This window comes from Ectopseudomonas composti (assembly GCF_900115475.1).
GTDB lineage: Bacteria > Pseudomonadota > Gammaproteobacteria > Pseudomonadales > Pseudomonadaceae > Aquipseudomonas > Aquipseudomonas composti.
The window spans coordinates 575,908-599,390 of record NZ_FOWP01000001.1; the positions used below are offsets into that span (position 1 = coordinate 575,908).

A 23,483-nucleotide genomic window follows, 5' to 3' on the forward strand; every position below is an offset into this window, starting at 1 on the left:
GACACAGGCGAGACGATGTAGCGCTTTATCACCGCCACTGATGATGCTGGGCAGCTGGGCCAGCGACTGCCTAGACTCGGTCGATCATCTGGAGGCCCGTTCCATGTCCGAGACCCTGCTCAGCTCCCGCAACCTGGCGTTCGAACTCTATGAAGTGCTCGACGCCGAAGCCCTGACCCAGCGTCCGCGCTTCGCCGACCACAACCGCGAGACATTCGATGCGGCAATCAGCACCGCTCGCGGCATCGCCGAAGAACTGTTCGCCCCGCACAACCGTAAGAATGACGAACACGAGCCACAGTACGTGGATGGCGGCGCGGTGCTGATCCCGGAAGTCAAACCGGCGCTGCGCGCTTTCCACGAGGCCGGCTTCCTCAATGCCACCCGCGATTTCGAGCACGGCGGCATGCAACTGCCCAACCTGCTGTCGCAGGCCTGCTTCGCGCACTTCCAGTCGGCCAACATCGCCACCAGTTCCTACTCGATGCTGACCATGGGCGTGGCCAACCTGATCGAGGCCTTCGGCAGCCAGGAGCAGAAAGCCCGCTACCTGCAGCCGATCATCGACGGCCGCTTCTTCGGCACCATGGCGCTGACCGAACCGCATGCCGGCTCGTCGCTGTCGGACATCCGCACCAAGGCCGAACCGCACGCCGACGGCAGCTACCGGATCAAGGGCAACAAGATCTTCATTTCCGGCGGCGACCAGCCGATCTCCGAGAACATCGTGCACATGGTGCTGGCCAAGCTGCCGGACGCGCCGCCCGGGGTGAAGGGCATCAGCCTGTTCCTGGTGCCCAAGTTCCATGTCAATGACGATGGCAGCCTGGGCCCACGCAACGACGTGACCCTGGCCGGTCTGTTCCACAAGATGGGCTGGCGCGGCACCACCTCCACTGCGCTCAACTTCGGCGACAATGGTGAGTGCGTTGGCTACCTGGTGGGCAAGCCGCATGCGGGTCTGTCCTACATGTTCCAGATGATGAACGAGGCACGCATCGGCGTCGGCATGGGAGCGATCATGCTCGGCTACGCCGGCTACCTGTATTCGCTGGATTACGCGCGCAACCGCCCGCAGGGCCGCCAGCCCGATGGCAAGGACCCGACCAGCCCGCAGATTTCCATCGTCGAGCACGCCGATGTACGGCGCATGCTGCTGACGCAGAAGGCCTATGTCGAAGGCGCCTTCGATCTCGGTCTGTACGCCGCACGGCTGTTCGACGACACGCAGACACTGGAGACTGCAGAGGAGCGCACCCGTGCATTGGAGCTGCTCGATCTGCTCACGCCCATCGTCAAATCCTGGCCATCGGAGTTCTGCCTCAAGGCCAACGAGCTGGCCATCCAGATCCTCGGTGGCCACGGCTACACCCGCGAATATCCGGTGGAGCAGTACTACCGCGACAACCGTCTCAATCCGATCCACGAAGGCACCCACGGCATCCAGTCGCTCGACCTGCTCGGACGCAAGGTCTCGCAGAACGGTGGCGCCGCGCTCAAGCAGCTGCTCAAGCTGATCAACGATTGCTGCCTACGCGCCAGCGAGCACGAGTCGCTCACCACCCTGCGCCAGCCGCTTGAGCAACTGCTGGCCCGCCTGCAGGCGGTGACCCTGGCTCTGCTCGGCGATCTGATGAGTGGCAAGGTCAACCAGGGCCTGGCCAACTCGGCGCTGTACCTGAAAGTGTTCGGCCACACGGTGATCGGCTGGCGCTGGCTGGAACAGGCGATTCGCGCCGAGCAAGGCCTGACCCGCAGCAACAATGCCGAGGAACAGGATTTCTATCGCGGCAAGCTACAAGCCGCGCGCTACTTCCTGACCTGGGAAGTGCCCAGCTGCCACCACGACCTGACCATTCTCGAAGCACGCGACGACACCTGTTTGGGCATGCAGGACGGCTGGTTCTGAACCTAAGTCAAACGCAACGAGGCACTCCACAACGGGGCGCCTCGAAGCAACTTAGAAAAATGTAATAACCTTTTTGACAGCAGTACGAAGGCTACGGTTAGAATCCCTGGCACGCGCCATGCATAACGGCGCACCCGATGACCCAGCCAGGAGTACGCGCCGTTGGATGCCAGCGCCATCAATAATCTGTTCTTGATCGGTGCATTGCTGGTAGCGGCCAGTATCCTGGTCAGCGCGTTCGGTACACGTTTCGGCATCCCCATCCTGGTGATCTTCCTCGGCGTCGGCATGCTCGCCGGCACCGACGGCCCCGGCGGCATCATCTTCAATAACTACCCCCTGGCCTATCTGGTCGGCAACCTGGCGTTGGCGGTGATCCTGCTCGATGGCGGCATGCGTACGCGGGTTTCCAGTTTCCGTGTGGCCTTGTGGCCGTCGCTATCGCTTGCCACCGTGGGCGTGGTGATCACTGCCGGCTTGACCGGCCTGGCTGCCACCTGGTTGTTCAACCTGACCCTGCTGGAAGGCTTGCTGATCGGCGCCATCGTCGGCTCCACCGACGCGGCGGCGGTGTTCTCTCTGCTCGGCGGGCGCGGCCTCAACGAGCGGGTCAGCTCCACACTGGAAATCGAGTCTGGCAGTAACGACCCGATGGCCGTATTCCTCACTGTGACCCTGATTGCCATGCTCGCCAGCGGCCAGACCGGCTTCAGCTGGGACCTGCCGGTGCAACTGGTGCAGCAGTTCGGCCTGGGCGCGCTGCTGGGGCTCGGCGGCGGCTGGCTCCTGCTCAAGCTGGTCAACCGCATGGAACTGGCCGCCGGTCTCTATCCGCTGCTGGTGGTCAGTGGCGGCCTGATCATCTTCGCCATCACCACCGCGGTAGGTGGCAGCGGCATCCTGGCCATCTACCTGTGCGGTCTGTTGCTCGGTAACCGACCGATTCGCTCGCGTCACGGCATTCTGCATATGCTCGATGGCCTGACCTGGCTGGCGCAGATCGGCATGTTCCTGGTTCTCGGCCTGTTGATCACGCCGCATGAGCTGCTGCCCATCGCCCTGCCGGCGCTGGCTCTGGCGCTATGGATGATCCTCTTCGCGCGGCCGCTGTCGATCTTCCTCGGCCTGCTGCCGTTTCGTGCCTTCCACGACCGCGAGCGGATCTTCATCGCCTGGGTTGGCCTGCGCGGCGCCGTGCCCATCATTCTCGCGGTGTTCCCGCTGATGGCCGGACTGCCCAATGCGCAGCTGTTCTTCAACGTGGCGTTCTTCATCGTGATCATTTCCCTGCTGCTGCAGGGCACCAGCCTGCCGCTGGCCGCCAAGCTGATGCGGGTGACGGTACCGCCAGAGCCTGCGCCCGTGTCACGTGCAGGCCTGGAAGTGCATCCGACCAGCCAGTGGGAGTTGTTCGTCTACCGCCTGGGGGCGGAAAAATGGTGCATCGGCGCGGCCCTGCGTGAGCTGAACATGCCAGAAGGCACACGCATCGCAGCGTTGTTCCGTGGCCGTGAGCTACTCCACCCGTCAGGTAGTACGCGCCTGCAAGCGGGCGACCTGCTCTGCGTAATCGGTCACGAACACGACCTGCCGGCACTCGGCAAGCTGTTCAGCCAGGCGCCCAAGCGCGGTCAGGATCTGCGCTTCTTCGGCGATTTTGTGCTGGAAGGCGATGCCGAACTGAGCGCAGTTGCCGCACTCTACGGCCTCAAGCTGGAGGATGTTGAAGGCAATCAACCGCTGGGCCGCTTCATCGCCCATGAAATCGGCGGCGAACCGGTCGTCGGCGACCAGGTGGAATGGCAAGGCCTGACATGGACCGTGGCAGCCATGGAAGGGAACAAGGTACGCAAGGTTGGCGTCAGATTCCCCGAAGGGACACGCCCTGGGCCCGGACTGCACTTCTAGCGAGCGGGTGGAAACTCCCCGCCAGGACTCTGCTAGCATCAGCATCACGCGCGGGCCACAAGGCCCGCGTCTTCGTTGTGCCACGGATAACTCAATCGTCATCGCTCACTCAGTAGATCAATCGACCATGCCTCTGTCGCGCTTCTCTCTAGCTGCCATCCTGCTTGCCGTGTGTCTCGGCCTCCCGCAGGCATTCGCCGACGAACCCCCAAAGGCCGAGAGCGTGCAGCAGAGTCTGGACGGTCTGGCTGATCGCAAGCTGCCTGAAGCAGAGCAACTGGCTCTGAAACAGACCCTCGAGCAGACCCTACGCATGCTGCAGGACCGGCAGGCCGCCGATCAGCGCCTCAGTGATCTGCGCAAGCAACTGGACGAGGCTCCGCGCCTGATCAGCGAGGCCCAGCGCGAGCTGAGCCGGCTCAAGGCCAGCCCGGAAATACCGGTCGCCGAACGTCACGCACGCACCAGCCTGACTCAGTTGGAGCAGTTGCTTGCCGACCGTTCCAACCAACTCACTGAGTGGAACAAGGCGATCATCGAGGCCAACAGCCTGGTGATCACCGCACAGACCCGCCCCGAGCGCTCGCAAGCCGAGATCAGCCAGAATCAGGCACGCAGCCAAGTCATCAATGACGCGCTCAAGAGTGGTCGCTATGACGGTAAAACGCTGACCCCGGAGCGCCGCGACCAACTCAATGCGGAACTGGCGCTGCTCGCAGCGCAGACGCAGCTGCGCCGCCAGGAGCTGGCAGGTAACAGCCTGCTGCAAGATCTGGGTGGCGCCCAGCGCGCCCTGCTGGAGGAGCGCATCAACCGCGCCGAACAGGAGCGTCAGGCCCTGCAGAGCCTGATCAACGACCGCCGCCGCGCCGAATCGGAGCAGACCGTTGCCGAGCAGTCCCTGGAGGCTGAACGTGCCAGCTCAGACAAGCTGCTGGCCAAGGAGAGCACGCTCAACCTCAAGCTGTCCGACTACCTGCTGCGCGCGACCGATCGCCTGAACAGCCTGACCGAACAGAACCTGCAGACCCGCCAGCAACTGGACAACCTGGCACAAGCCGATCAGGCTCTGGACGAGCAGATTCGCGTGCTGCAGGGCAGCCTGCTGCTGTCGAAAATTCTATACCAGCAAAAGCAGGCGCTGCCAAAACTGAAGCTCGAAGACGGTTCGCTCGCCGACGAGATCGCCGATATTCGTCTCTACCAGTTCGAGCTGAACAAACAGCGCGACGAGATCAGCGATCCTGGTCGTTATGTGGACAACCTGCTGGCCAATCAGCCAGAGCAGCAACTCACCAAGGAACTGCGCACGGCACTTCTGGACCAACTCGATACCCGCCGCGAATTGCTCGATCGCCTGAATCGCTCCCTGAATGCGCTGCTCAACGAATCGATCACTCTGCAACTCAATCAGAAGGAGCTGCAAAGCACCGCCAGCAGTCTGCGCGCGACTATCGATGAGCAGATGTTCTGGATTCCCAGCAATAAACCGCTCGATCTCGAATGGCTGAAATCAGCGCCACGTCATCTCCAGCAGCAGTTGGCCGATATGCCCTGGGGCATGGCCATCAGCGAGCTGGGCGCCGGCCTGATCGAGCGTCCGCTGGTATTCCTGCCGCTGATCCTGCTTTGTGCCCTGATCCTCTGGCGGCGCCAGTATCTGTTCAGCAAGCTCAGCGCGCTGCATGGCGACATTGGCCATTACAAGCATGACAGCCAGCTGCATACCCCCATGGCGTTGGGGCTGAACCTGATTCTGGCATTGCCGGTCACGCTGTTTCTGGCTCTGTGTGGCTATGCCCTGCTGCATGACGCGCGCGGGCAGAACCTCTATCTGGGCGCCGCACTCTATGAAATGGCCGAAGCCTGGCTGGTGTTCTACACCCTGCATCGGATTCTTTCCCCGGACGGCGTAGCCATCCTGCACTTCCACTGGCCACCGGCCAACGTCGCCTTCTTCCGTCAGCATCTGCGCCGCCTGGGGCTGGTGGTGATGGCACTGGTCGCCGTGGTGAGCATTGCCGAGCACCAGCCGGCCAGCCTGGCCAACGATGTCATCGGCATCGTCGTGGTACTGAGTTGCTACGCCCTGATGGCCTGGATGCTGTTCCATCTGCTGTTCAGCGCTCCGCTGCGCGAGAACACCTCGGCTTTGCGCACCGGTGTCGGCGTGCTGTTCAACCTGCTGCCACTGGCGCTGATCGGGGCAGTCGCCTTCGGCTACTACTACACCGCGCTCAAGCTCTCCGACCGCCTGATCGACACCCTCTACCTGCTGATCATCCTGCTCATCGTCGAGGCTACGCTGGTGCGCGGCCTGAGCGTGGCAGCGCGGCGCCTGGCCTATCAGCGCGCCCTGGCCAAACGCCAGGCACAAAGCAAGGATGGTGCAGAGGGCGAAACAGTGATCGAGGAGCCCACGCTCGATATCGAACAGGTCAACCAACAATCCCTGCGCCTGATTCGCCTGGCCCTGCTCGGTGGCTTCCTGGTCTGTCTGTACTGGGTCTGGGCCGACCTGATCGGCGTCTTCACCTACCTCGACACGATCAATCTCTACGAGTACAGCAGCGGCACTGGAGATAACGCAACGCTGGTACCCATCAGCCTGATGGACGTGATCGGTGCGCTGATCATCGTCGCCATCACCGTGGCGCTGGCACGCAACCTACCTGGCCTGCTGGAGGTGCTGGTGCTGTCACGCATGCGCCTGGCGCAGGGCAGTGCTTATGCCACCACCACGCTACTGTCCTATGCGCTGGTGGCTATTGGTATCGTCACCACGCTGTCGACGCTGGGCGTCAGCTGGGACAAGTTGCAGTGGCTGGTGGCGGCGCTGTCGGTCGGGCTGGGTTTCGGCCTGCAGGAAATCTTCGCCAACTTCATTTCCGGCCTGATCATCCTGTTCGAGCGCCCGGTGCGCATCGGTGACGTGGTGACCATCGGCAACCTGTCCGGCACAGTGAGCAAGATCCGCATCCGCGCCACCACCATCACCGATTTCGATCACAAGGAAATCATCGTCCCGAACAAGACCTTCATCACCGGCCAACTGATCAACTGGTCGCTGAGCGACACGGTCACCCGCGTCACCCTCAAGGTCGGTGTCGGCTATGGTTCGGACCTCGATCTGGTACGCAAACTGTTGCTGCAAGCGGCGCAGGAAAACCATCGTGTGCTCAAGGAGCCGGCGCCACTGGTGTACTTCCTCAATTTTGGTGAAAGCACGCTCGATCACGAACTGCGCATCCACGTACGTGACCTCGGCGACCGCAACCCGGCCACCGACGAGATCAATCGTTTCATCGACCGCGAGTTCCCGAAAAACGGCATCAACATCGCCTTCCGTCAGGTCGAGGTCTACGTGAAGAACCTGGAGCATGGTGAGCAGAAGCTCGACCAGAAGGACCTGGCCAAAGCCGCCGCGGCCGGCGCCGCCAGCCTGCAGCAACCGCCCACACCGCCCGTAGCGCCCTAAGACCAATAGGAATCCCGGTGAAAAGTCTCGACACGCTGACCTTCGACAACCGCTTCGCTCGCCTCGGTGATGCGTTTTCCACCGAGGTGCTGCCCGAGCCGATCGAGCAGCCGCGGCTGGTGGTGGCGAGCGAGTCAGCCATGGCCTTACTTGATCTAGCCGCCAGCGAGGCGCAACGCACCGAGTTCGCCGAGCTGTTCGCCGGACACAAGCTGTGGGAAGCGGCCGAGCCGCGTGCCATGGTCTATTCCGGACACCAGTTCGGCGGCTACACGCCGCGCCTGGGCGACGGCCGCGGGCTGCTCTTGGGCGAGGTGGTCAACGCCGCCGGCGAGCATTGGGATCTGCACCTCAAGGGCGCCGGACTGACCCCCTACTCGCGCATGGGCGACGGCCGCGCCGTGCTGCGCTCGTCGATCCGCGAATTTCTCGCCAGCGAGCACCTGCACGCCCTCGGCATCCCCAGCTCGCGCGCGCTGTGCGTCACCGGCTCGGACACCCCGGTATGGCGTGAAAAACAGGAACGCGCGGCCATGGTGCTACGCCTGGCGCAGAGCCACGTGCGCTTCGGCCACTTCGAATACTTCTACTACACGCGCCAGCATGAGCAGCTGAAGATGCTGGGCGAGCACGTCATGGCCTGCCACTTCCCCGCCTGCCTGGAGCAGGACGAGCCTTGGCTGGCGCTGTTGCGCGAGGTGATCGAGCGCACTGCTGCGATGATCGCCCACTGGCAGGCCTATGGTTTCTGCCACGGGGTGATGAACACCGACAACATGTCGATCCTCGGCATCACCTTCGACTACGGACCTTATGCCTTCCTCGACGATTTCGACGCCAACCACATCTGCAACCACTCCGACGATACCGGCCGCTACAGCTTCAGCAACCAGGTGCCCATCGCCCATTGGAACCTGGCTGCGTTGGCCCAGGCGCTGACGCCTTTCGCCTCCGTCGAGCAACTGCGTGAAGCGCTGGAGCTGTTCCTGCCGTTGTACCAGGCGCACTACCTCGACCTGATGCGCAAACGGCTGGGTTTTACCACTGCGCAAGACGATGACGAGGCGCTGATCCAGCGCCTGCTGCAACTGATGCAGCAGGGCAAGGCCAGCGACTACACCCTGTTCTTCCGCCGCCTTGGCGAGCAGGCGCCCGCCGAGGCGCTGAAGATCGTCCGCGACGACTTCGTCGACCTGGCCGGTTTCGACGCCTGGGGCATCGACTACCTGGCGCGCTGCGCGCTGGAGGGCGGTGAGCAAAACGAACGCCAGGTGCGCATGCACGCGGTCAACCCCATGTACATCCTGCGTAACTACCTCGCTCAACAGGCCATCGAAGCCGCCGAGCAGGGTGACTATGGCCCGGTGCGCGAACTACACGCAGTGCTGTCACGACCGTTCGAAGAACAACCTGGCAGGGAGCGCTACGCCGAACGCCCACCAGAGTGGGGCAAGCACCTGGAAATCAGCTGTTCGTCCTGAACGAGCACGCCCTGAAACCCTCTGAGCGAAGGGTTTTGGCGGCTACCACCTGGGCAGTACGGTGCTTTTTCGTTAAATCGAAAAGGCATATCAATCTGCCCAAACATTCTTAGACTATCTATAAGAAGCCCTCTATCTTGGCGCCCAGCCAGGCCGCCCAGTGCGCGCCCGATACCTCACACGAGATTCGACGCAAAGATCCTGCCCCGATTTCGCCCGCCAGCGCCTCGCGCCAGCACAGCGAGTCATTTGCAGGATCTTAAGGATGTTCATGTTCTGGGATTCCCTGCCCCTGCTGTTCGTCGGTGCCCTGCTGATCTGGGTGCTCTATGCCTTCGTCCGCGAGAAGTGGAGCCCGGACATCGTCGCGGCCATCGCCGTGGCCGCCTTGCTGGTCAGCCAACTGCTTACCCCCGGCGAAGTGCTCAGCGTGCTGTCCAACTCCGCTCCCGTCACCATCGCCTGCATGTTCGTGCTCTCCGCCGCACTGGAGCGTACCGGCTGCATCGACGCCCTCGGTAACTGGCTGGGCAACCTGGTCGGTACCAGCCCGATTCGCGTGCTCACCGGCCTGACCGTCACCGCACTGGTGGTATCCGCCTGCCTGAACAACACGCCGGTAGTCGCCATTCTCACTCCCGTGGCGATCGCCCTGGCCCGTCGCGCCGGCACGCTGCCGTCCAAGCTGCTGATTCCGCTGTCCTACGCCACCATCCTCGGCGGCACCCTGACCATGATCGGTACCTCGACCAACATCCTGGTCGATGGTGTGGCGCGCAAGGCCGGCATGGCGCCGTTCGGCATCTTCGAGATCACCGGTGTCGGCTTGGTCATGGCCGCCTGTGGCATGTTCTACCTGCTGACCATCGGTCATCGCCTGCTGCCGGAACGCGAGACGCTGTCACGCCAGCTGCGCCCTGACCTGTCACGCACCTTCATGACCGAACTGCTGGTGCCGCATGACTCACCAATGATCGGCAAGACCCTGCACGAGGCCCACCTCAACGGCGGTAGCGGCCTGCAGGTGCTCAAGCTGTTTCGCGAAGAGCAGGAGCTGACCGAGCCAGGCGCCGACACCCTGCTGGCCAGCGGCGACCGTCTGGTGCTGCACGGCCAGGTCAAGGACGTGGTGGAACTGCGCGAAAGCGGCCACCTGAGTTTCAACCGTGGTGATGCCTTCGAAACCATCAGCAGCCACGACGTGATCCTCGCCGAGGCCATCGTCGGGCGTAACTCGCGCTACAGCCACCGACCGATGCGCGACCTCGACCTCACCGCGCGCTATGGCATCGCCGTGCTCGCCGTGCATCGCCAGGACGAAAACGTGCAGGGCAACCTGGATGATTTCGAACTGCAGTTTGGTGACGTGATGCTGGTCGAAGGCACGCCAGCCCAGATCAAGCGCTTCGCCGACAACGGCGAGCTGATCAGCCTCAACGCCGTGCAGGAGCGCGCCTTCCGCCGCGACAAGGCGCCCATCGCGATCATCGCTACCCTCGCCGTCATGCTGCTGGCCGCCTTCGGCGTGATGCCCATCGAAGGCCTGGCGATCATCGGCGCGGTCACCGTGCTGGCGACCCGCTGCCTGGACGTGGAAGACGCCTACAAGGCCGTCGACTGGAAGATCCTCAGCCTGATCTTCGGCATGCTGGCCATCAGCATCGCCATGGACAAGGTCGGCTTGGTCAAGCTGCTGGTGGAAAACGTCATGGGTTGGCTGCCCTGGGCCGGACCGTTGCTGATGCTGAGTTTCATCTATCTGTTCACGTCCATCCTGACCGAAATGCTGTCGAACAACGCAGTGGCCGTGCTGGTAACACCCATCGCCATCGGCATGGCGCAGCACCTGGGTGTCGATCCGCGCGCCTTCGTGGTCGCGGTGATGTTCGCCGCCAGTGCCAGCTTCGCCACCCCCATCGGCTACCAGACCAACACCTTCGTCTACAACGCCGGCGGCTATCGCTTCACCGACTTCATGAAAATCGGGATTCCGTTGAACCTGCTGTTGTGGGGCGTCGCTACCGTGGTCATCCCCTGGTTCTTCCCGCTGACGCCGGTATAGGCATAAGCGGCGAATACAATGTTCTAACCCAAGGCCCGTTTCATTGCTCCAGCGCATTGACCGGGCCTCGCTGCTTTCTCCATGCTGCGATCCTTTCAATCTGCCCTGAAGGAACGCGCGCATGAAACTGGAAACCCTGGCCATCCACGCCGGCTACAGCCCCGACCCGACCACCAAGGCCGTGGCAGTCCCCATCTATCAGACCAGTTCCTTCGCCTTCGACGACACCCAGCACGGTGCCGATCTGTTCGATCTGAAAGTCGCCGGCAATATCTATTCCCGCATCATGAACCCGACCAATGCCGTGCTCGAAGAGCGCGTGGCAGCGCTGGAAGGTGGTGTTGGCGCACTGGCGGTGGCCTCTGGCATGGCGGCCATCACCTACGCGATCCAGACCGTAGCCGAGGCCGGCGACAATATCGTCTCGGTGGCCAAACTCTACGGCGGCACCTACAACCTGCTGGCCCATACCCTGCCGCGCTTCGGCATCCAGACCCGCTTCGCCGCCCACGATGACATCGCCGCCCTGGAGGCGCTGATCGACGAGCGCACCAAGGCAGTGTTCTGCGAATCCATCGGCAACCCCGCCGGCAACATCGTCGACCTCCAGGCCCTGGCCGACGCCGCGCACCGCCATGGCGTACCGCTGATCGTCGACAACACCGTAGCGACGCCGATTCTCTGCCGCCCGTTCGAACACGGCGCAGACATCGTCGTGCACTCGCTGACCAAGTACATCGGCGGCCACGGCACCAGCATCGGCGGCATCGTGGTCGACTCCGGCCAATTTCCCTGGGCTGACAACAAGGCGCGCTTCCCGCTGCTCAACACGCCGGACCCGTCCTACCATGGCGTGACCTATACCGAAGCCTTCGGCCCTGCCGCCTTCATCGGCCGCTGCCGCGTGGTGCCGCTGCGCAACACCGGCGCGGCGCTGTCGCCGTTCAATGCTTTCCTCATCCTGCAAGGCCTGGAAACCTTGGCCCTGCGCATGGAGCGCCACACCGAGAACGCCTTGAAAGTCGCGCAGTACCTGCAAAGCCACCCGCAAGTGGCCTGGGTCAAATACGCCGGTCTGGTCGATCACCCCGAGCACCAACTGGCTCAGCGCTACTTCGGCGGCAAGCCGGCAGCGATCCTGTCCTTCGGCATTGTCGGCGGTCAGGCGGCCGGCGCACGCTTCATCGATGCGCTGCAACTGGTGGTGCGCCTGGTCAACATTGGCGATGCCAAGTCGCTGGCCTGCCACCCGGCGTCCACCACCCATCGCCAACTCAGCGACGAGGAATTGCAGAAGGCCGGCGTGCCGCGCGACATGGTGCGCCTATCCATCGGCATCGAGCACATCGACGACATCCTCGCCGACCTGAGCCAGGCTCTCGAGGCATCGCGCAGCTGATCGCTTGAAAAGCCGCGCTTTCGGCTCCAGATAGGTGACATTGCCGCTGGAGCCGAATCATGAGTGATGCCCTGCTAATCCCCTGCCCGCACTGCAACGGGCTCAACCGCATTCCCGCCGAACGCCTGGGCGACGCGCCACGCTGTGGCCGCTGCAAGAGCGATGTGCTGCCCGGCGCCCCTATCACCCTCACACAAGCCAACTTCGCCAGCCAGCTCAAGGGCGATCTACCGTTGCTGGTGGATGTCTGGGCCAGTTGGTGTGGTCCCTGCCAGGCCTTCGCACCGACCTTCCAACAGGCCGCGGCGCAACTGCAGGGCCGCTGTCGCCTGGGCAAGCTGGACAGCGAGGCCAACCCAAATCTGGCGGGGCAACTGGGCATCCGCTCGATCCCCAGCCTGATCCTGTTCAAGGGCGGTGTCGAAGTCGCGCGCCAGAGCGGCGCCATGCCACTGCCACAATTGCAGGCCTGGTTGCGCCAGCAAGGCATCTAGAGTGCTGCTGTAGCCTGGATGCAATCCGGGGAAACCGGGGTTCCAGCCATCCCGGATTGGATCCGGGCTACGCCGCTTGAGCGTTTCCGTCAGCGTCGGCGGTCACTACGGTCAATTGCACGGCAACGCGCAACTCTTAGTCTGGCGCAACACCCGATCAAGGAATTCCAGCATGCCGTTGCCCGTGGAAATCGCCCGCCAACTCACCGAAGAACAGATCGCCTTCGTCAACCGCAGCGGCCTCAAGGCCGAAGTGCTGGAGCCTGGCTTCGTACGCCTGCGCATGCCGTTGCAAGGCAACCAGAACCATATCGGCAGCATGTACGCCGGCGCCCTCTTCACCCTCGCGGAAATCCCCGGCGGTGCGCTGTTTCTGACCAGCTTCGACGCCCAGCGCTTCTATCCCATCATCAAGGAAATGAACCTGCGCTTTCGTCGTCCTGCCACGGGCGACATCCAGGTCGAAGCGCGTATCCCGGCCAAGGAGATCGCCCGCCTGGAAGAGCAAGCGAGCCAGCTGGGCAAGGCCGAGTATCTGCTGGAACTGCAACTGACCGACGGCGATGGAGAAGTGGTCGCAGAAAGTCGCGGCCACTACCAATTGCGTTTACGCTGAATGGCGCCGCTGCCTGCATTTGCAATCAGTAACAGTCCCTGACCTTGCCACAGGTCAAAAGAGCGGCTATCAGAACAGGCACAATAAAATTGCCGAGGGGTATCGGCAGGAGAGCCGTCACCATGTTCAAGCACATTCTCATCGCCCATGACCTGCGCGACACCGCTGACATGGCGCTGTGCCGTGCCGCCCAGTTGGCCCAGCAACATAACGCCCGCCTGACCATTCTCCACGTACTCGACCCCAGCCAGAGCAGCCAGCAGCACGAGAAAGCGCGCCAGACGCTGGATCGCAGCCTGACCCAATATGCCCCGCCTGGCACGGAACTGCGCATGCTCAGCGGCAAGCCCTCGGAAGTCGTCCTGCAACAGGTGCAGGACAGCGGTTGCGACCTGCTGGTACTGGGCGGCCACCATCAGCGCCATGACTTTTTCTCCGGCACCAGCCTCGACCGCATCGCACGGCGCTGTACCGTGCCGCTGCTGCTGGTCGCCCGCAACGACTTCCAGCCGTATCAGCGGGCATTGGCCGCCATCGACTTTTCCCTGTGCGCCTGCAGTGCACTCGGTCAGGCCTATCAGATGCTGCCTGACGGTGCAGAGCTGCACGCCCTGCATGTATTCGAACCGGACAAGGGCACGCCGCAACAGGTCGAACTGCAGCTGCAGACCCAGCAAGGTCTGATCGATCAGCTACTGCATGACGAAGCGCAGAAACTTCCAGCCAATGGCCCGAAGCTGAGCCATGAAGTGCTGCAAGGCGGCATCCTGCGCAGCCTGCAGGAGCAAATCAAGACACGCCGTGGCGAACTATTGGTACTTGGCAGCCATGGCCGCAGCGCCTTCTCCCAGGCACTGCTGGGCAGCCTGGCGCAGCACTTCCTGCACAAGGCGCCATGCGACGTGTTCGTGGTGCGCTGAGGGGAAGTAGGGTGCGCTGTGCGCACCTGGTAATTCTGGTGCGCACAGCGCACCCTACGAGATCGCGGCACCGCGCTAACAGTGCTCAGCCCTGGTTCAGCAGATCGTGCAGCTCGACGAACTGCTGGGTCAGCTTGTGCCGTGCATCCAGATAGATCAGCGGCGTGCACACCTGGTGCGACTCGCGCATCTTCACCGAACTCATCAGGTTCACCGGCAATACCGGCAATCCTTCGGCGATCAGCTCGTCCAGCAACTGCTGCGGCAAGGTCGCACGCGGCTGGAACTGGTTGACCACAATACCCTCCACCTCCAGCCCCTCGTTATGGTCTTCCTTCAACTCCTCGATCTCGGCCAGCAGGCCGTACAGCGCGTTGCGCGAGAAGCTATCGCAGTCGAAGGGGATCAACACACGATCCGCGGCGATCAAGGCTGAAACCGTATAGAAATTCAGCGCAGGTGGCGTATCCAGATAAATGTGGTCGTAATCTTCGGCCAGCTCGTCGAGCAGCTTGCGCAGCTTGTTGATCTTGTGTTTCTGCTCGAGCTTCGGCTGCAGCTCGGCCAGCTCGGCCGTGGCGGTGACCACGTGCAGGTTGTCGAATGGCGTTTCGTAGATATCCACCTTGCCCTTCTTGGCGAACGGGCCAGAGGCCAGCGTCTGCTTGAAGAAATCGGCAATACCCATGGGAATCTCCTCGCCGGTCAGGCCGGTGAGGTAATGGGTCGAATTGGCCTGGGCGTCCAGGTCGATCAGCAGCGTGCGGTAGCCTTGAGCTGCGCTCACAGCGGCAAGATTGCACGCGATGCTGGATTTGCCCACGCCGCCTTTCTGGTTGAATACCACACGTCGCATCGCTGCTCTCCCTGATCTGGAATGTTCCGAATTCTATGCAAAGGCCATGACAGGCACGAGACGTAGGCCACAACGCCATCATCCGCCCATCAGAAGAAGCTGCGCAATGTTTGCACAGTCCTGCGCGCATCTAGATAATGCCCGACCGAACAAGTACCGGCACTATGCCATGGCACTGACTGATACCGACGCTTTCAGGCGTATCGTCGTGCCGACCAGTATGCCCGGAGTGGCGAAAGCCTCGTGCTATGAATTTCCAGATCGAAGGATTGCGCGCCTGGGCCCCTGGCCTGGAGTCAGAGGATGATTGGCGAGCCTGGTGCAACGCCCCGTTGGTCGTGCCCGATGACCAACAGCAGCCGGACGTAAGTTTTCTACCCGCCATGCAACGGCGTCGCCTCAGTCGCCTGGCGCGGATGCTGTTCCATGTCGCCTGGCCGCTGGCTGAGGGGCAAGGCCCCCTGCCACTGGTATTCGCCTCGCGTCATGGCGAAACCCCGCGTACGCTGGCGATCCTCAGTGAACTGGCGAAGGGCGAGCCGCTGTCGCCTACCCAGTTCAGCCTGTCCGTGCATAACGCCATCATCGGTCTGTGGTCGATCCTGCGCGAAGACACCAGCGAGATGACTGCCATGGCCGCGGCTGGAGACGGCCTGGAACAGGCCATGCTCGAAGCCAGTGGCCTGCTTGCCGAGGGCGCTCCTGCAGTGTTACTGGTTATTGCAGAAGAATTACCGCCTGACCTCTACACGCCCTATATAGATGACGTACCCTTCTCCTACGCGCTGGCTTTGCTGCTGAAACCGGGCAAAACCTGGACCTTGAGCCTCGCACCCGCCACATCCGGCTTACCAGCCGCCTGGCCACACCCCCTGAACCTGTTGCGCGCCTTGCATGGTGGGCAACGAACACTGATTCACTACTGGAAAGACCGCCAATGGACCTGGTCACGCAACGAGGCCTGAGCCCTTACAGCCCGCCTTATGCATGGAGGCTTGTCGCCACCGCTCTGAGCTTCGCCCTGTTCGGTGTCGGCGGTGTGCTGCTGCGCGTGCTGGTATTCCCGCTGCTCAGCCTGCTGCCCGGCGACGTCCTGCGTCGGCGTACCCGAGCACGCGCCGTGGTCAGCCGGACCTTTCGCCTATTCGTCGAGTTCATGTTCCGCACCGGTGTACTCACCTATGAGGTCGAGGGCGCAGAGCGCCTGGGCCGTCCCGGGCAGATGGTGATCGCCAATCACCCCTCGCTGATCGATGTGGTGGTGCTGATCGCCTTAATCCGCGACGCCAACTGCGTGGTCAAGCAGAGCCTGTGGGAAAATCCCTGCATGCGCGGGCCAATTCGCGCGGCCCGGTACATCAGCAACAGTGGCAGCATGGATATGCTCGACGAAGCGGCTGGTGCCCTGCAAAGCGGCGAAACCTTGATCATTTTTCCCGAAGGTACCCGTACCGTACCCGGTACCAACCCGGAATTTCACCGCGGCGCTGCAGCCATCGCCGTGCGTGGTGCCAGCGTGGTGACCCCAGTGGTCATCAGCGTCACGCCAACGACACTGACCAAGGCCGAGCCCTGGTACAGCATTCCGTCGCGTCGTTTTCACTTTCGCCTGCGGGTCGGGGAGGATATCGATCCGCGGCAATTCACCGAGCAGGCCCCGTTGCCAATTGCCTCGCGCAAGCTCAACGACCACCTGCATCAACACTTTATGAAGGAGCTCGCCTCAGATGAGCGATCTGCAACTTGAAATCAAGAACCTGATTATCGATGCCCTCGGCCTGGAGGATATGAGCGCCGACGACATTGGCGCGGAGCAGACCCTGTTTGGCGAAGGGCTCGGCCTGGACTCGGTAGACGCGCTCGAACTGGGTCTGGCGATCCAGAAGCGTTTCGGCATCAAGATCGACGCCGAAGCCAAGGACACTCGCAAGCACTTCGCCAACGTCGCGAGCCTGGCTGCATTCGTTTCTGCTCAGAAAGCTGCTTGAGGATTTCACCGATGCAAAGCCGTGAAGAAATCTTCGTCACCCTGCGTAGCGCCCTGGTGGAGTTGTTCGAACTGGATGCCGAGCGTGTGACTCTGGACGCCAGCCTGTATGAAGACCTGGAGATCGACAGCATCGATGCCGTCGACCTGATCGACCACATCAAGCGCCAGACCGGCCGCAAGCTTGCCGCCGAAGAGTTCAAGAGCGTGCGCAGCGTCGGCGATGTGGTCGAGGCCGTCTATCGCCTGATCAACGACGCGCCTCAGACTCAAGACTGACCCGATGGCGCGCCTGTTTGGCCTGCTGCTGCTGATAGCCGGCGTACTCTACCCCTTCGCCGTCTACTACGGCATGGAGCATTGGTCACCACGCGTGTTCGCCGCCCTGCTGGGCGGTCTCTGGCTGGCTCGTGCGTTGACGACACGTCGCCGCCCCGGTGGTCTGTGGCTGGCCATGGCGGCGCTGGCGTTCTGCTTGCTGCTCGCAGTCGCGGACGAGCCGGCCCTGCTGCGCTGGTACCCGGTACTGCTCAACCTGATGCTGCTGGCGCTGTTCGGCCTCAGCCTGAAATTCGGCCCACCGCTGGTGGAGCGCATGGCGCGCATGCGCGAGCCACAGCTGCCGGAAGTCGCCGTGCGCTACACGCGCAAGGTCACCCTGGTGTGGACGCTGTTTTTCCTCGGCAACACGTGCTTGCTGATGGCGTTGGCGATGTGGGCGCCGCTCTCCTGGTGGACGCTTTACACCGGATTTATCTCTTACGGCCTGATTGGCCTGTTGTTCGCTGGCGAATGGTTGATCCGCCAGCGGGTAAGGAAACACGAATGATTTGGTTGCCCCTCACTGATCTGTTGCTGGAGGCTCAGCCCGAACGGCAGGTTGCCCTGGAACCGGCATTGCATCATGCAGCGCTGCGTGAGCGCGCCCTGCGCCTGGCCGCCGCCCTGCAGGCACGCAACGTACAGCGCGTGGCGCTGTATCTGGAAGATGCCGCTGAGCTGGCCATCGCCCTGCTCGGCGCCTGGCGCGCCGGGGTGCAGGTGCTGCTGCCGGCTGACGCCCAGGTGCAGACCCGCCAACGTCTGGCAACCCAGGTCGACTTGTGGCTGGACGACCTGACCGAGCTGGACACAGAGCCGCTGCCTGGGGCTCGCCTGCTGCCCGAGCAGTGCCGCCTGACCCTGTGCACGTCGGGTTCCAGCGGTGAGCCCAAGCTGATCGACAAGAGCCTGGCGCAACTGGCCAATGAGGTCGAAGCACTGGAACGTTTGTGGGGAGCGAACCTCGGTCAGGCGACCATCCTCGGCAGCGTCGCCTGCCAGCATATCTATGGCCTGTTGTTCCGCCTGCTGTGGCCGCTCTGCGCCGGCCGCGCGGTGTACCGCCGTGCCCTGCCCTTCCCTGAAGATCTGCAGCAAGTAAGCCTGGCTATCACCAGGGGTAGTGCAAGCGTAGCGAGCGAAGAGGATGCAAGGCGAGAAGAGGCGAGGCCGCGGAGTTTACAGGCGGTAAATGAGCAGGCCGAGCCGCTTCTCAACGCAGCAGCATCGAGCGCAGTAGCTTGCGCCGCCCCTGGTTTTGCCTGGATAGCCAGCCCGGCCTTACTCAAACGCATGGGCGACAACCTCGACTGGCCAGCGCTGAGCCGCGTGAAGCAGGTATTTTCCTCCGGCGGCGCACTGCCCAGCGAAGCGGCCGAGTCCCTGCACGAACGCCTGGGTCAATGGCCGACGGAAATCTATGGCAGCTCGGAAACCGGCGGCATCGGCTGGCGTCAGGGCGACACGCCCTGGCAGCCATTCCAAGGCGTCGAGCTGAGCCTCGATGAAGCCGGCGCCCTGCGCATCGCCTCGCCGTACCTGCCAGCCGGGCATATCGAACAGAGCGCGGATGCCGCCGAGATCAATGACGACGGACGTTTCGTCCTGCGTGGCCGCCTCGACCGCATCGTCAAGCTGGAAGAAAAACGCATCTCCCTGCCCATGCTCGAGCAGGCGCTGATCAGCCATGGCTGGGTGGCCGATGCCCGCCTTGGCGTCATTCAGGAAGGCCGCGCCTTCCTCGGCGCCTTGCTGGCGCTGAGCCCGAACGGCGTGCATGCCCTGCGCAATCAGGGCCGCCGCTGCGTGACCGAAACCCTGCGCCGGCACCTGGCCGAACATTGCGAGACCATCGCCCTGCCGCGTCGCTGGCGTCTGCTGCTGGAGTTGCCCTACAGCAGCCAGGGCAAGCTGGCGCAGAGCCAAGTCGAAGCCCTGCTGGCAGAGCCCAGGCCGACGCGCGTAGAGCCGGTCAGTGCCGAAGAACGCGACGGCGAATGGCTGCTGCAATTGCAAGTGCCGCTGGATCTCGCCCATTTCACCGGCCACTTCCCGCAGACCCCGGTGCTGCCGGGCGTGGTGCAGGTCGATTGGGCGCAGCAACTGGCGCGCCAGTTGATCATCGACCTGCCGCCGCGCTTCGCCGGCATGGAAGTGCTCAAGTTCCAGCAACTGGTGCGCCCCGGCGACACCCTGCAGTTGTCACTGCGCTTCGATGCCGAACGCGGCAAGCTCTACTTCGCCTACCGCAATGGCGAGGCCGCCTGTTCTTCCGGGCGCGTTCTGCTGGAGCAGGCCCATGGCTGAGTCTGGCTTCAATCCCTGCGCGGTGATTCCGGTGTACAACCACGAGCGGCCATTGCCCGCTGTGGTCGGGGAACTGCGCAACGCTGGGTTGCCTTGCCTGCTGGTGGACGACGGCTCGCACGCGACCTGCGCCGCGGTCATGGACGAACTGGCGCAACAAGCGGACGTTCATCTGCTGCGCCTGCCCGCCAACCTGGGCAAAGGTGGTGCGGTGATGGCCGGCCTGCGTGAAGCGGCGCGCCTCGGCTATAGCCATGCCCTGCAGGTCGATGCCGACGGCCAGCACGACCTGAGCACCCTGGATCGCTTCATCGCCACCGCGCGCGCGCACCCGCAGGCGATGGTCTGCGGCTATCCGCAATACGATGCGAGCGTGCCCAAATCGCGCCTGTACGCGCGCTACCTGACTCACGTCTGGGTCTGGATCAACTGCCTGTCGCTACAGATTCGCGACTCCATGTGTGGCTTTCGCGTTTATCCACTGCCGGCCACCCTGGCGTTGCTCGATACGGTGAAACTCGGCCGGCGCATGGATTTCGATACCGAGATTCTGGTGCGTATGGCCTGGCGCGAACAGCCGATGCACTGGCTGCCGACCCGCGTGCACTATCCGGCCGATGGCCTTTCGCACTTTCGTCTGTGGCACGACAACCTGCTGATCTCCGGCATGCATGCGCGACTGTTCTGCGGCATGTTGCTACGCGCGCCGCGCATTCTCTGGCGCAGGCTGGCCGCATGAGCGCTGCCGAACACAACGAGCACTGGGCACGGCAGAAGGAGCGCGGCAGCTTCCTGCTGATGCGTTTCACTGTCGCCGCTGCGCGCCTGCTCGGCCGTCGCCCCCTGGTGCCGCTGCTGTATCTGATCGTGCTGTACTTCTACCTGTTCGGCCGCAGCGCACGCACCAGCATCCATCAGTATCAAGACAACCTGGCAGCCTGGAGCGCACGTCCCGACTTGCGCCCAAGCCGCAGCTCGGTACTGCGTCAGTTCCTGGCGTTTGCCGACAGCCTGCTGGACAAGCTCGATGTATGGAACGGCCGCCTGCCACTGCAGCAGTTGCAACTGGACGATCCCGACGACATCCGTGGGCAGCTGCATAAAGGTGGTCGCGGACGCCTGCTGGTCGGCGCGCACCTGGGTAATCTGGAAGTCTGCCGCGCCCTGGCCGAGCTCGGCGAGCAGGTGTGCATGAACGTGCTGGTGCACACCAAGCATGCCGAGCGCTTCAACCGCCTGCTGGGTGAGTCCGGCGCCAGTCACCTGCGTCTGATTCAGGTCAGCGAACTCGACCCGGCGATCATGTTGCAACTGGCCGAGCGCCTGGAGCGCGGCGAGTGGCTGGCCATCGCCGGTGACCGCGTGCCCTTGCATGGAGGGCGCAGTGTGGTGGTCGACTTTCTCGGTCTGCCGGCGGCCTTTCCGCAAGGCCCCTGGCTGCTGGCTGGCCTGCTGCAATGCCCGGTCGGGCTGATGCACTGCCTGAAGATCGATGGGCGCTACCAGGTGCGCCTGGAACACTTCGCCGATGCCGTGAGCTGGAAGCGCAGCGAGCGCGACCAAATGGTTCACGGCTGGGCACAACGTTACGCGCAGCGCCTGGGCGAACACTGCCTGGACGCACCGCAACAATGGTTCAACTTCTACCCTTTCTGGAAGCGAGATGACGACATACCAGCCTGAGCCGGTGATCTTCGGCGAACGCGCCCTGACCATCGAGAACATCGTAGCCCTGTCGCAGCGCCAGGCCCGCGCTCAGTTGCAGAACGATGCCGCCTACCGGGAAAAGATCGCCAAGGGCGCACGCTTTCTCGACACCCTGCTGGACAAGGAAGGCGTGATATACGGCGTCACCACCGGCTACGGCGACTCCTGCGTGGTCGCCGTGCCACTGCATCAGGTCGAGGCGCTGCCCCAGCATCTGTTCACCTTCCATGGCTGCGGCCTGGGCAAACTGCTCGACGCCCCCAGCACCCGCGCGGTACTCGCTGCCCGCTTGCAGTCGCTGTGCCATGGTGTGTCCGGGGTGCGCGTGGAACTGTTGGAGCGCATCCAGGCGTTCATCGATCACGACGTGCTGCCCTTGATCCCGGAAGAAGGCTCGGTCGGTGCCAGCGGCGACCTCACCCCGCTGTCGTACGTCGCGGCCACGCTCAGCGGTGAACGCGACGTGCTGTACAAAGGCGAGCGTCGCAGCGCTGCCGAGGTGCACCGCGAACTGGGCTGGACGCCACTGACCCTGCGCCCGAAAGAAGCCCTGGCGCTGATGAACGGCACCGCGGTGATGACCGCCCTGGCCTGCCTGGCCTACTCCCGCGCCGATTACCTGCTGAAACTGGCGACGCGCATCACCGCGCTGAATGTGATCGCCCTGGAAGGCAACCCGGAGCACTTCGACGAACGCCTGTTCGCCGCCAAACCGCACCCGGGACAGACCCAGGTCGCCGCCTGGATTCGCCAGGATCTGGCCGTCGAAGCGCCGCTGCCGCCGCTGCATCGCCTGCAGGATCGCTACTCGATCCGCTGCGCGCCGCACGTACTCGGTGTACTGGCCGACAGCCTGGGTCTGCTGCGTCAGTTCATCGAGATCGAACTCAACAGCGCCAACGACAACCCGCTGTTCGACGCCGAAACCGAGCGCACCCTGCACGGTGGCCACTTCTACGGCGGGCATATCGCCTTCGCCATGGACAGTCTGAAGAACCTGGTCGGCAACGTCGCCGACCTGCTCGACCGCCAGCTCGCCCTGCTGGTCGACACCCGCTACAACCACGGTCTGCCGAGCAACCTGTCCGGCGCGCCGGTCGAAACGGCGATGATCAACCACGGCTTCAAGGCCGTGCAGATCGGCACCAGTGCCTGGACCGCTGAAGCGCTGAAGAACACCATGCCGGCCAGCGTGTTCTCACGCTCCACCGAATGCCATAACCAGGACAAGGTGAGCATGGGCACCATCGCCGCACGCGATGCCCTGCGCAGCCTGGAGCTGACCGAGCAGGTCGCCGCCGCCACCCTGCTGGCGGCCAACCAGGGCGTGTGGCTGCGCGAGCGCGCTGGCAAGCAGGACATTCCCGCGCCGCTGGCCGCCATGCGCGAGCAACTGGCCAGCGACTTCCCGCCAGTAATCGAAGACCGTGCCCTGGAAGGCGAGCTGCGCATGTGCCTGGAACGCATCCGCACCCAGCACTGGAGGCTGTATGCCTGAGTTTGCCCTGGTGCGCATGGCGCACCCTACGACCCGCTACCCGGTAGGGCGCGCCGTGCGCACCATCGGTTCAGGAGCGATCCATGCGTAAATCAGGCGTATTGCAGGCGCAGATCGAACTGCAGGTGCAGTTCTACGACGTCGACATGATGGAAATCGTCTGGCATGGCCACTACGTCAAGTACTTCGAGCAGGCGCGCTGCGCCCTGCTCGACAAACTCGACCACAACTACCGGCAGATGCGCGACTCCGGCTATGCCTGGCCGGTGATCGACCTGCAGGTGCGCTACGTACGTGGCGCTCAGTTCGGCCAGCGCATCATCGTGCGCGCCGATCTGGTGGAGTGGGAAAGCCGCCTGAAGATCAACTACCTGATCAGCGACGCCGAGACGGGCGAACGCATGACCCGTGGCAGCACCGTGCAAGTGGCCGTGGAAATCGCCACGCGAGAGATGCAGTTCGCCTCGCCACAGGTCTTCATCGATGCCGTGCAGAGGGCCATCGCGTGAACGGCATACATCCGGACTTTCACCCCCCTCT

At 63.3% G+C, this 23,483-nt stretch carries 20 protein-coding genes; 19 read left to right on the forward strand and 1 reads right to left on the reverse strand.

The features are described from left to right. The first annotated feature begins 103 nt into the window (after window positions 1–103). The 9 genes from BM059_RS02515 (at window position 104) to BM059_RS02555 (ending at window position 14,267) form a co-directional block, all read left to right on the forward strand. On the forward strand, window positions 104–1,909 hold the full coding sequence (locus BM059_RS02515; RefSeq protein WP_074936807.1) for an acyl-CoA dehydrogenase: 1,806 nt from the start codon (window positions 104–106) through the stop codon (window positions 1,907–1,909). Window positions 1,910–2,071: 162 nt separating this feature from the next. Beyond that, the gene (locus BM059_RS02520; RefSeq protein WP_074936498.1) at window positions 2,072–3,817 is read left to right on the forward strand and encodes a potassium/proton antiporter; all 1,746 of its coding nucleotides are present in this window, start codon (window positions 2,072–2,074) and stop codon (window positions 3,815–3,817) included. A 127-nt stretch (window positions 3,818–3,944) separates the two neighbouring features. After that, entirely contained in the window at window positions 3,945–7,295 is a 3,351-nt protein-coding gene (gene mscK / locus BM059_RS02525) for a mechanosensitive channel MscK (RefSeq protein ID WP_083413218.1), read from the forward strand. A 17-nt stretch (window positions 7,296–7,312) separates the two neighbouring features. Next, entirely contained in the window at window positions 7,313–8,776 is a 1,464-nt protein-coding gene (gene selO, locus BM059_RS02530) for a protein adenylyltransferase SelO (protein ID WP_074936500.1), read from the forward strand. Window positions 8,777–9,047: 271 nt separating this feature from the next. Beyond that, window positions 9,048–10,838, forward strand: coding sequence for an SLC13 family permease (locus BM059_RS02535; protein WP_037000507.1), 1,791 nt, complete (start codon window positions 9,048–9,050; stop codon window positions 10,836–10,838). A gap of 121 nt (window positions 10,839–10,959) precedes the next feature. Then, window positions 10,960–12,237, forward strand: coding sequence for a bifunctional O-acetylhomoserine aminocarboxypropyltransferase/cysteine synthase (locus BM059_RS02540; RefSeq protein ID WP_037000498.1), 1,278 nt, complete (start codon window positions 10,960–10,962; stop codon window positions 12,235–12,237). Window positions 12,238–12,296: 59 nt separating this feature from the next. Continuing rightward, complete coding sequence (trxC, locus tag BM059_RS02545) at window positions 12,297–12,731, forward strand: thioredoxin TrxC (RefSeq protein ID WP_037000494.1); 435 nt, start codon at window positions 12,297–12,299, stop codon at window positions 12,729–12,731. A 172-nt stretch (window positions 12,732–12,903) separates the two neighbouring features. Beyond that, window positions 12,904–13,347, forward strand: coding sequence for a PaaI family thioesterase (locus BM059_RS02550; RefSeq protein ID WP_037000493.1), 444 nt, complete (start codon window positions 12,904–12,906; stop codon window positions 13,345–13,347). Between the two features lie 122 nt (window positions 13,348–13,469). Next, a complete protein-coding gene (locus BM059_RS02555; RefSeq protein WP_037000491.1) occupies window positions 13,470–14,267 on the forward strand; it encodes a universal stress protein in 798 nt (265 codons plus the stop codon). A gap of 85 nt (window positions 14,268–14,352) precedes the next feature. Here the strand turns inward: BM059_RS02555 and BM059_RS02560 are convergent, their stop codons facing one another. Then, on the reverse strand, window positions 14,353–15,123 hold the full coding sequence (locus BM059_RS02560) for a ParA family protein (RefSeq protein ID WP_074936502.1): 771 nt from the start codon (window positions 15,121–15,123) through the stop codon (window positions 14,353–14,355). Window positions 15,124–15,371: 248 nt separating this feature from the next. On the opposite strand from BM059_RS02560, the gene BM059_RS02565 reads away from it, so the two are divergent. The 10 genes from BM059_RS02565 (at window position 15,372) to BM059_RS02610 (ending at window position 23,452) form a co-directional block, all read left to right on the forward strand. Further along, the gene (locus tag BM059_RS02565; RefSeq protein ID WP_074936504.1) at window positions 15,372–16,088 is read left to right on the forward strand and encodes a beta-ketoacyl synthase chain length factor; all 717 of its coding nucleotides are present in this window, start codon (window positions 15,372–15,374) and stop codon (window positions 16,086–16,088) included. Further along, the gene (locus BM059_RS02570; protein ID WP_208606085.1) at window positions 16,061–16,870 is read left to right on the forward strand and encodes a lysophospholipid acyltransferase family protein; all 810 of its coding nucleotides are present in this window, start codon (window positions 16,061–16,063) and stop codon (window positions 16,868–16,870) included. Before BM059_RS02565 ends, BM059_RS02570 begins: the two co-directional genes overlap by 28 nt. Further along, a complete protein-coding gene (locus tag BM059_RS02575; protein ID WP_017678587.1) occupies window positions 16,851–17,111 on the forward strand; it encodes a phosphopantetheine-binding protein in 261 nt (86 codons plus the stop codon). Before BM059_RS02570 ends, BM059_RS02575 begins: the two co-directional genes overlap by 20 nt. Before the next feature lie 11 nt (window positions 17,112–17,122). After that, window positions 17,123–17,389 (forward strand): acyl carrier protein, encoded by a 267-nt coding sequence (locus tag BM059_RS02580; protein WP_074936506.1) that lies wholly within the window; start codon window positions 17,123–17,125, stop codon window positions 17,387–17,389. Window positions 17,390–17,393: 4 nt separating this feature from the next. Next, window positions 17,394–17,939 (forward strand): COG4648 family protein, encoded by a 546-nt coding sequence (locus tag BM059_RS02585; protein ID WP_074936508.1) that lies wholly within the window; start codon window positions 17,394–17,396, stop codon window positions 17,937–17,939. Continuing rightward, the gene (locus BM059_RS02590; protein WP_074936510.1) at window positions 17,936–19,738 is read left to right on the forward strand and encodes an acyl-CoA synthetase family protein; all 1,803 of its coding nucleotides are present in this window, start codon (window positions 17,936–17,938) and stop codon (window positions 19,736–19,738) included. Before BM059_RS02585 ends, BM059_RS02590 begins: the two co-directional genes overlap by 4 nt. Further along, on the forward strand, window positions 19,731–20,477 hold the full coding sequence (locus tag BM059_RS02595; protein WP_037000482.1) for a glycosyltransferase family 2 protein: 747 nt from the start codon (window positions 19,731–19,733) through the stop codon (window positions 20,475–20,477). The genes BM059_RS02590 and BM059_RS02595 overlap by 8 nt, the downstream gene beginning before the upstream one ends. Further along, window positions 20,474–21,421 carry an LpxL/LpxP family acyltransferase gene (locus BM059_RS02600; RefSeq protein ID WP_074936512.1) on the forward strand — a complete coding sequence of 316 codons (948 nt, stop codon included), beginning with the start codon at window positions 20,474–20,476 and terminating at the stop codon, window positions 21,419–21,421. The genes BM059_RS02595 and BM059_RS02600 overlap by 4 nt, the downstream gene beginning before the upstream one ends. Beyond that, complete coding sequence (locus tag BM059_RS02605) at window positions 21,402–22,943, forward strand: HAL/PAL/TAL family ammonia-lyase (protein ID WP_074936514.1); 1,542 nt, start codon at window positions 21,402–21,404, stop codon at window positions 22,941–22,943. The genes BM059_RS02600 and BM059_RS02605 overlap by 20 nt, the downstream gene beginning before the upstream one ends. Before the next feature lie 83 nt (window positions 22,944–23,026). Further along, a complete protein-coding gene (locus BM059_RS02610; protein WP_074936516.1) occupies window positions 23,027–23,452 on the forward strand; it encodes an acyl-CoA thioesterase in 426 nt (141 codons plus the stop codon). The last annotated feature ends 31 nt before the right edge of the window (window positions 23,453–23,483 follow it).

What these genes read in the sequence shown, in the direction of transcription:
- BM059_RS02515 (WP_074936807.1), top strand. Translation starts at nt 104, where the DNA reads ATGTCCGAGACCCTGCTCAGCTCCCGCAACCTGGCGTTCGAACTCTAT.
- mscK (WP_083413218.1), top strand. Translation starts at nt 3,945, where the DNA reads ATGCCTCTGTCGCGCTTCTCTCTAGCTGCCATCCTGCTTGCCGTGTGT.
- BM059_RS02535 (WP_037000507.1), top strand. Translation starts at nt 9,048, where the DNA reads ATGTTCTGGGATTCCCTGCCCCTGCTGTTCGTCGGTGCCCTGCTGATC.
- BM059_RS02540 (WP_037000498.1), top strand. Translation starts at nt 10,960, where the DNA reads ATGAAACTGGAAACCCTGGCCATCCACGCCGGCTACAGCCCCGACCCG.
- trxC (WP_037000494.1), top strand. Translation starts at nt 12,297, where the DNA reads ATGAGTGATGCCCTGCTAATCCCCTGCCCGCACTGCAACGGGCTCAAC.
- BM059_RS02550 (WP_037000493.1), top strand. Translation starts at nt 12,904, where the DNA reads ATGCCGTTGCCCGTGGAAATCGCCCGCCAACTCACCGAAGAACAGATC.
- BM059_RS02555 (WP_037000491.1), top strand. Translation starts at nt 13,470, where the DNA reads ATGTTCAAGCACATTCTCATCGCCCATGACCTGCGCGACACCGCTGAC.
- BM059_RS02560 (WP_074936502.1), bottom strand. Translation starts at nt 15,123, where the DNA reads ATGCGACGTGTGGTATTCAACCAGAAAGGCGGCGTGGGCAAATCCAGC.
- BM059_RS02565 (WP_074936504.1), top strand. Translation starts at nt 15,372, where the DNA reads ATGAATTTCCAGATCGAAGGATTGCGCGCCTGGGCCCCTGGCCTGGAG.
- BM059_RS02570 (WP_208606085.1), top strand. Translation starts at nt 16,061, where the DNA reads ATGGACCTGGTCACGCAACGAGGCCTGAGCCCTTACAGCCCGCCTTAT.
- BM059_RS02575 (WP_017678587.1), top strand. Translation starts at nt 16,851, where the DNA reads ATGAGCGATCTGCAACTTGAAATCAAGAACCTGATTATCGATGCCCTC.
- BM059_RS02580 (WP_074936506.1), top strand. Translation starts at nt 17,123, where the DNA reads ATGCAAAGCCGTGAAGAAATCTTCGTCACCCTGCGTAGCGCCCTGGTG.
- BM059_RS02585 (WP_074936508.1), top strand. Translation starts at nt 17,394, where the DNA reads ATGGCGCGCCTGTTTGGCCTGCTGCTGCTGATAGCCGGCGTACTCTAC.
- BM059_RS02590 (WP_074936510.1), top strand. Translation starts at nt 17,936, where the DNA reads ATGATTTGGTTGCCCCTCACTGATCTGTTGCTGGAGGCTCAGCCCGAA.
- BM059_RS02595 (WP_037000482.1), top strand. Translation starts at nt 19,731, where the DNA reads ATGGCTGAGTCTGGCTTCAATCCCTGCGCGGTGATTCCGGTGTACAAC.
- BM059_RS02600 (WP_074936512.1), top strand. Translation starts at nt 20,474, where the DNA reads ATGAGCGCTGCCGAACACAACGAGCACTGGGCACGGCAGAAGGAGCGC.
- BM059_RS02605 (WP_074936514.1), top strand. Translation starts at nt 21,402, where the DNA reads ATGACGACATACCAGCCTGAGCCGGTGATCTTCGGCGAACGCGCCCTG.
- BM059_RS02610 (WP_074936516.1), top strand. Translation starts at nt 23,027, where the DNA reads ATGCGTAAATCAGGCGTATTGCAGGCGCAGATCGAACTGCAGGTGCAG.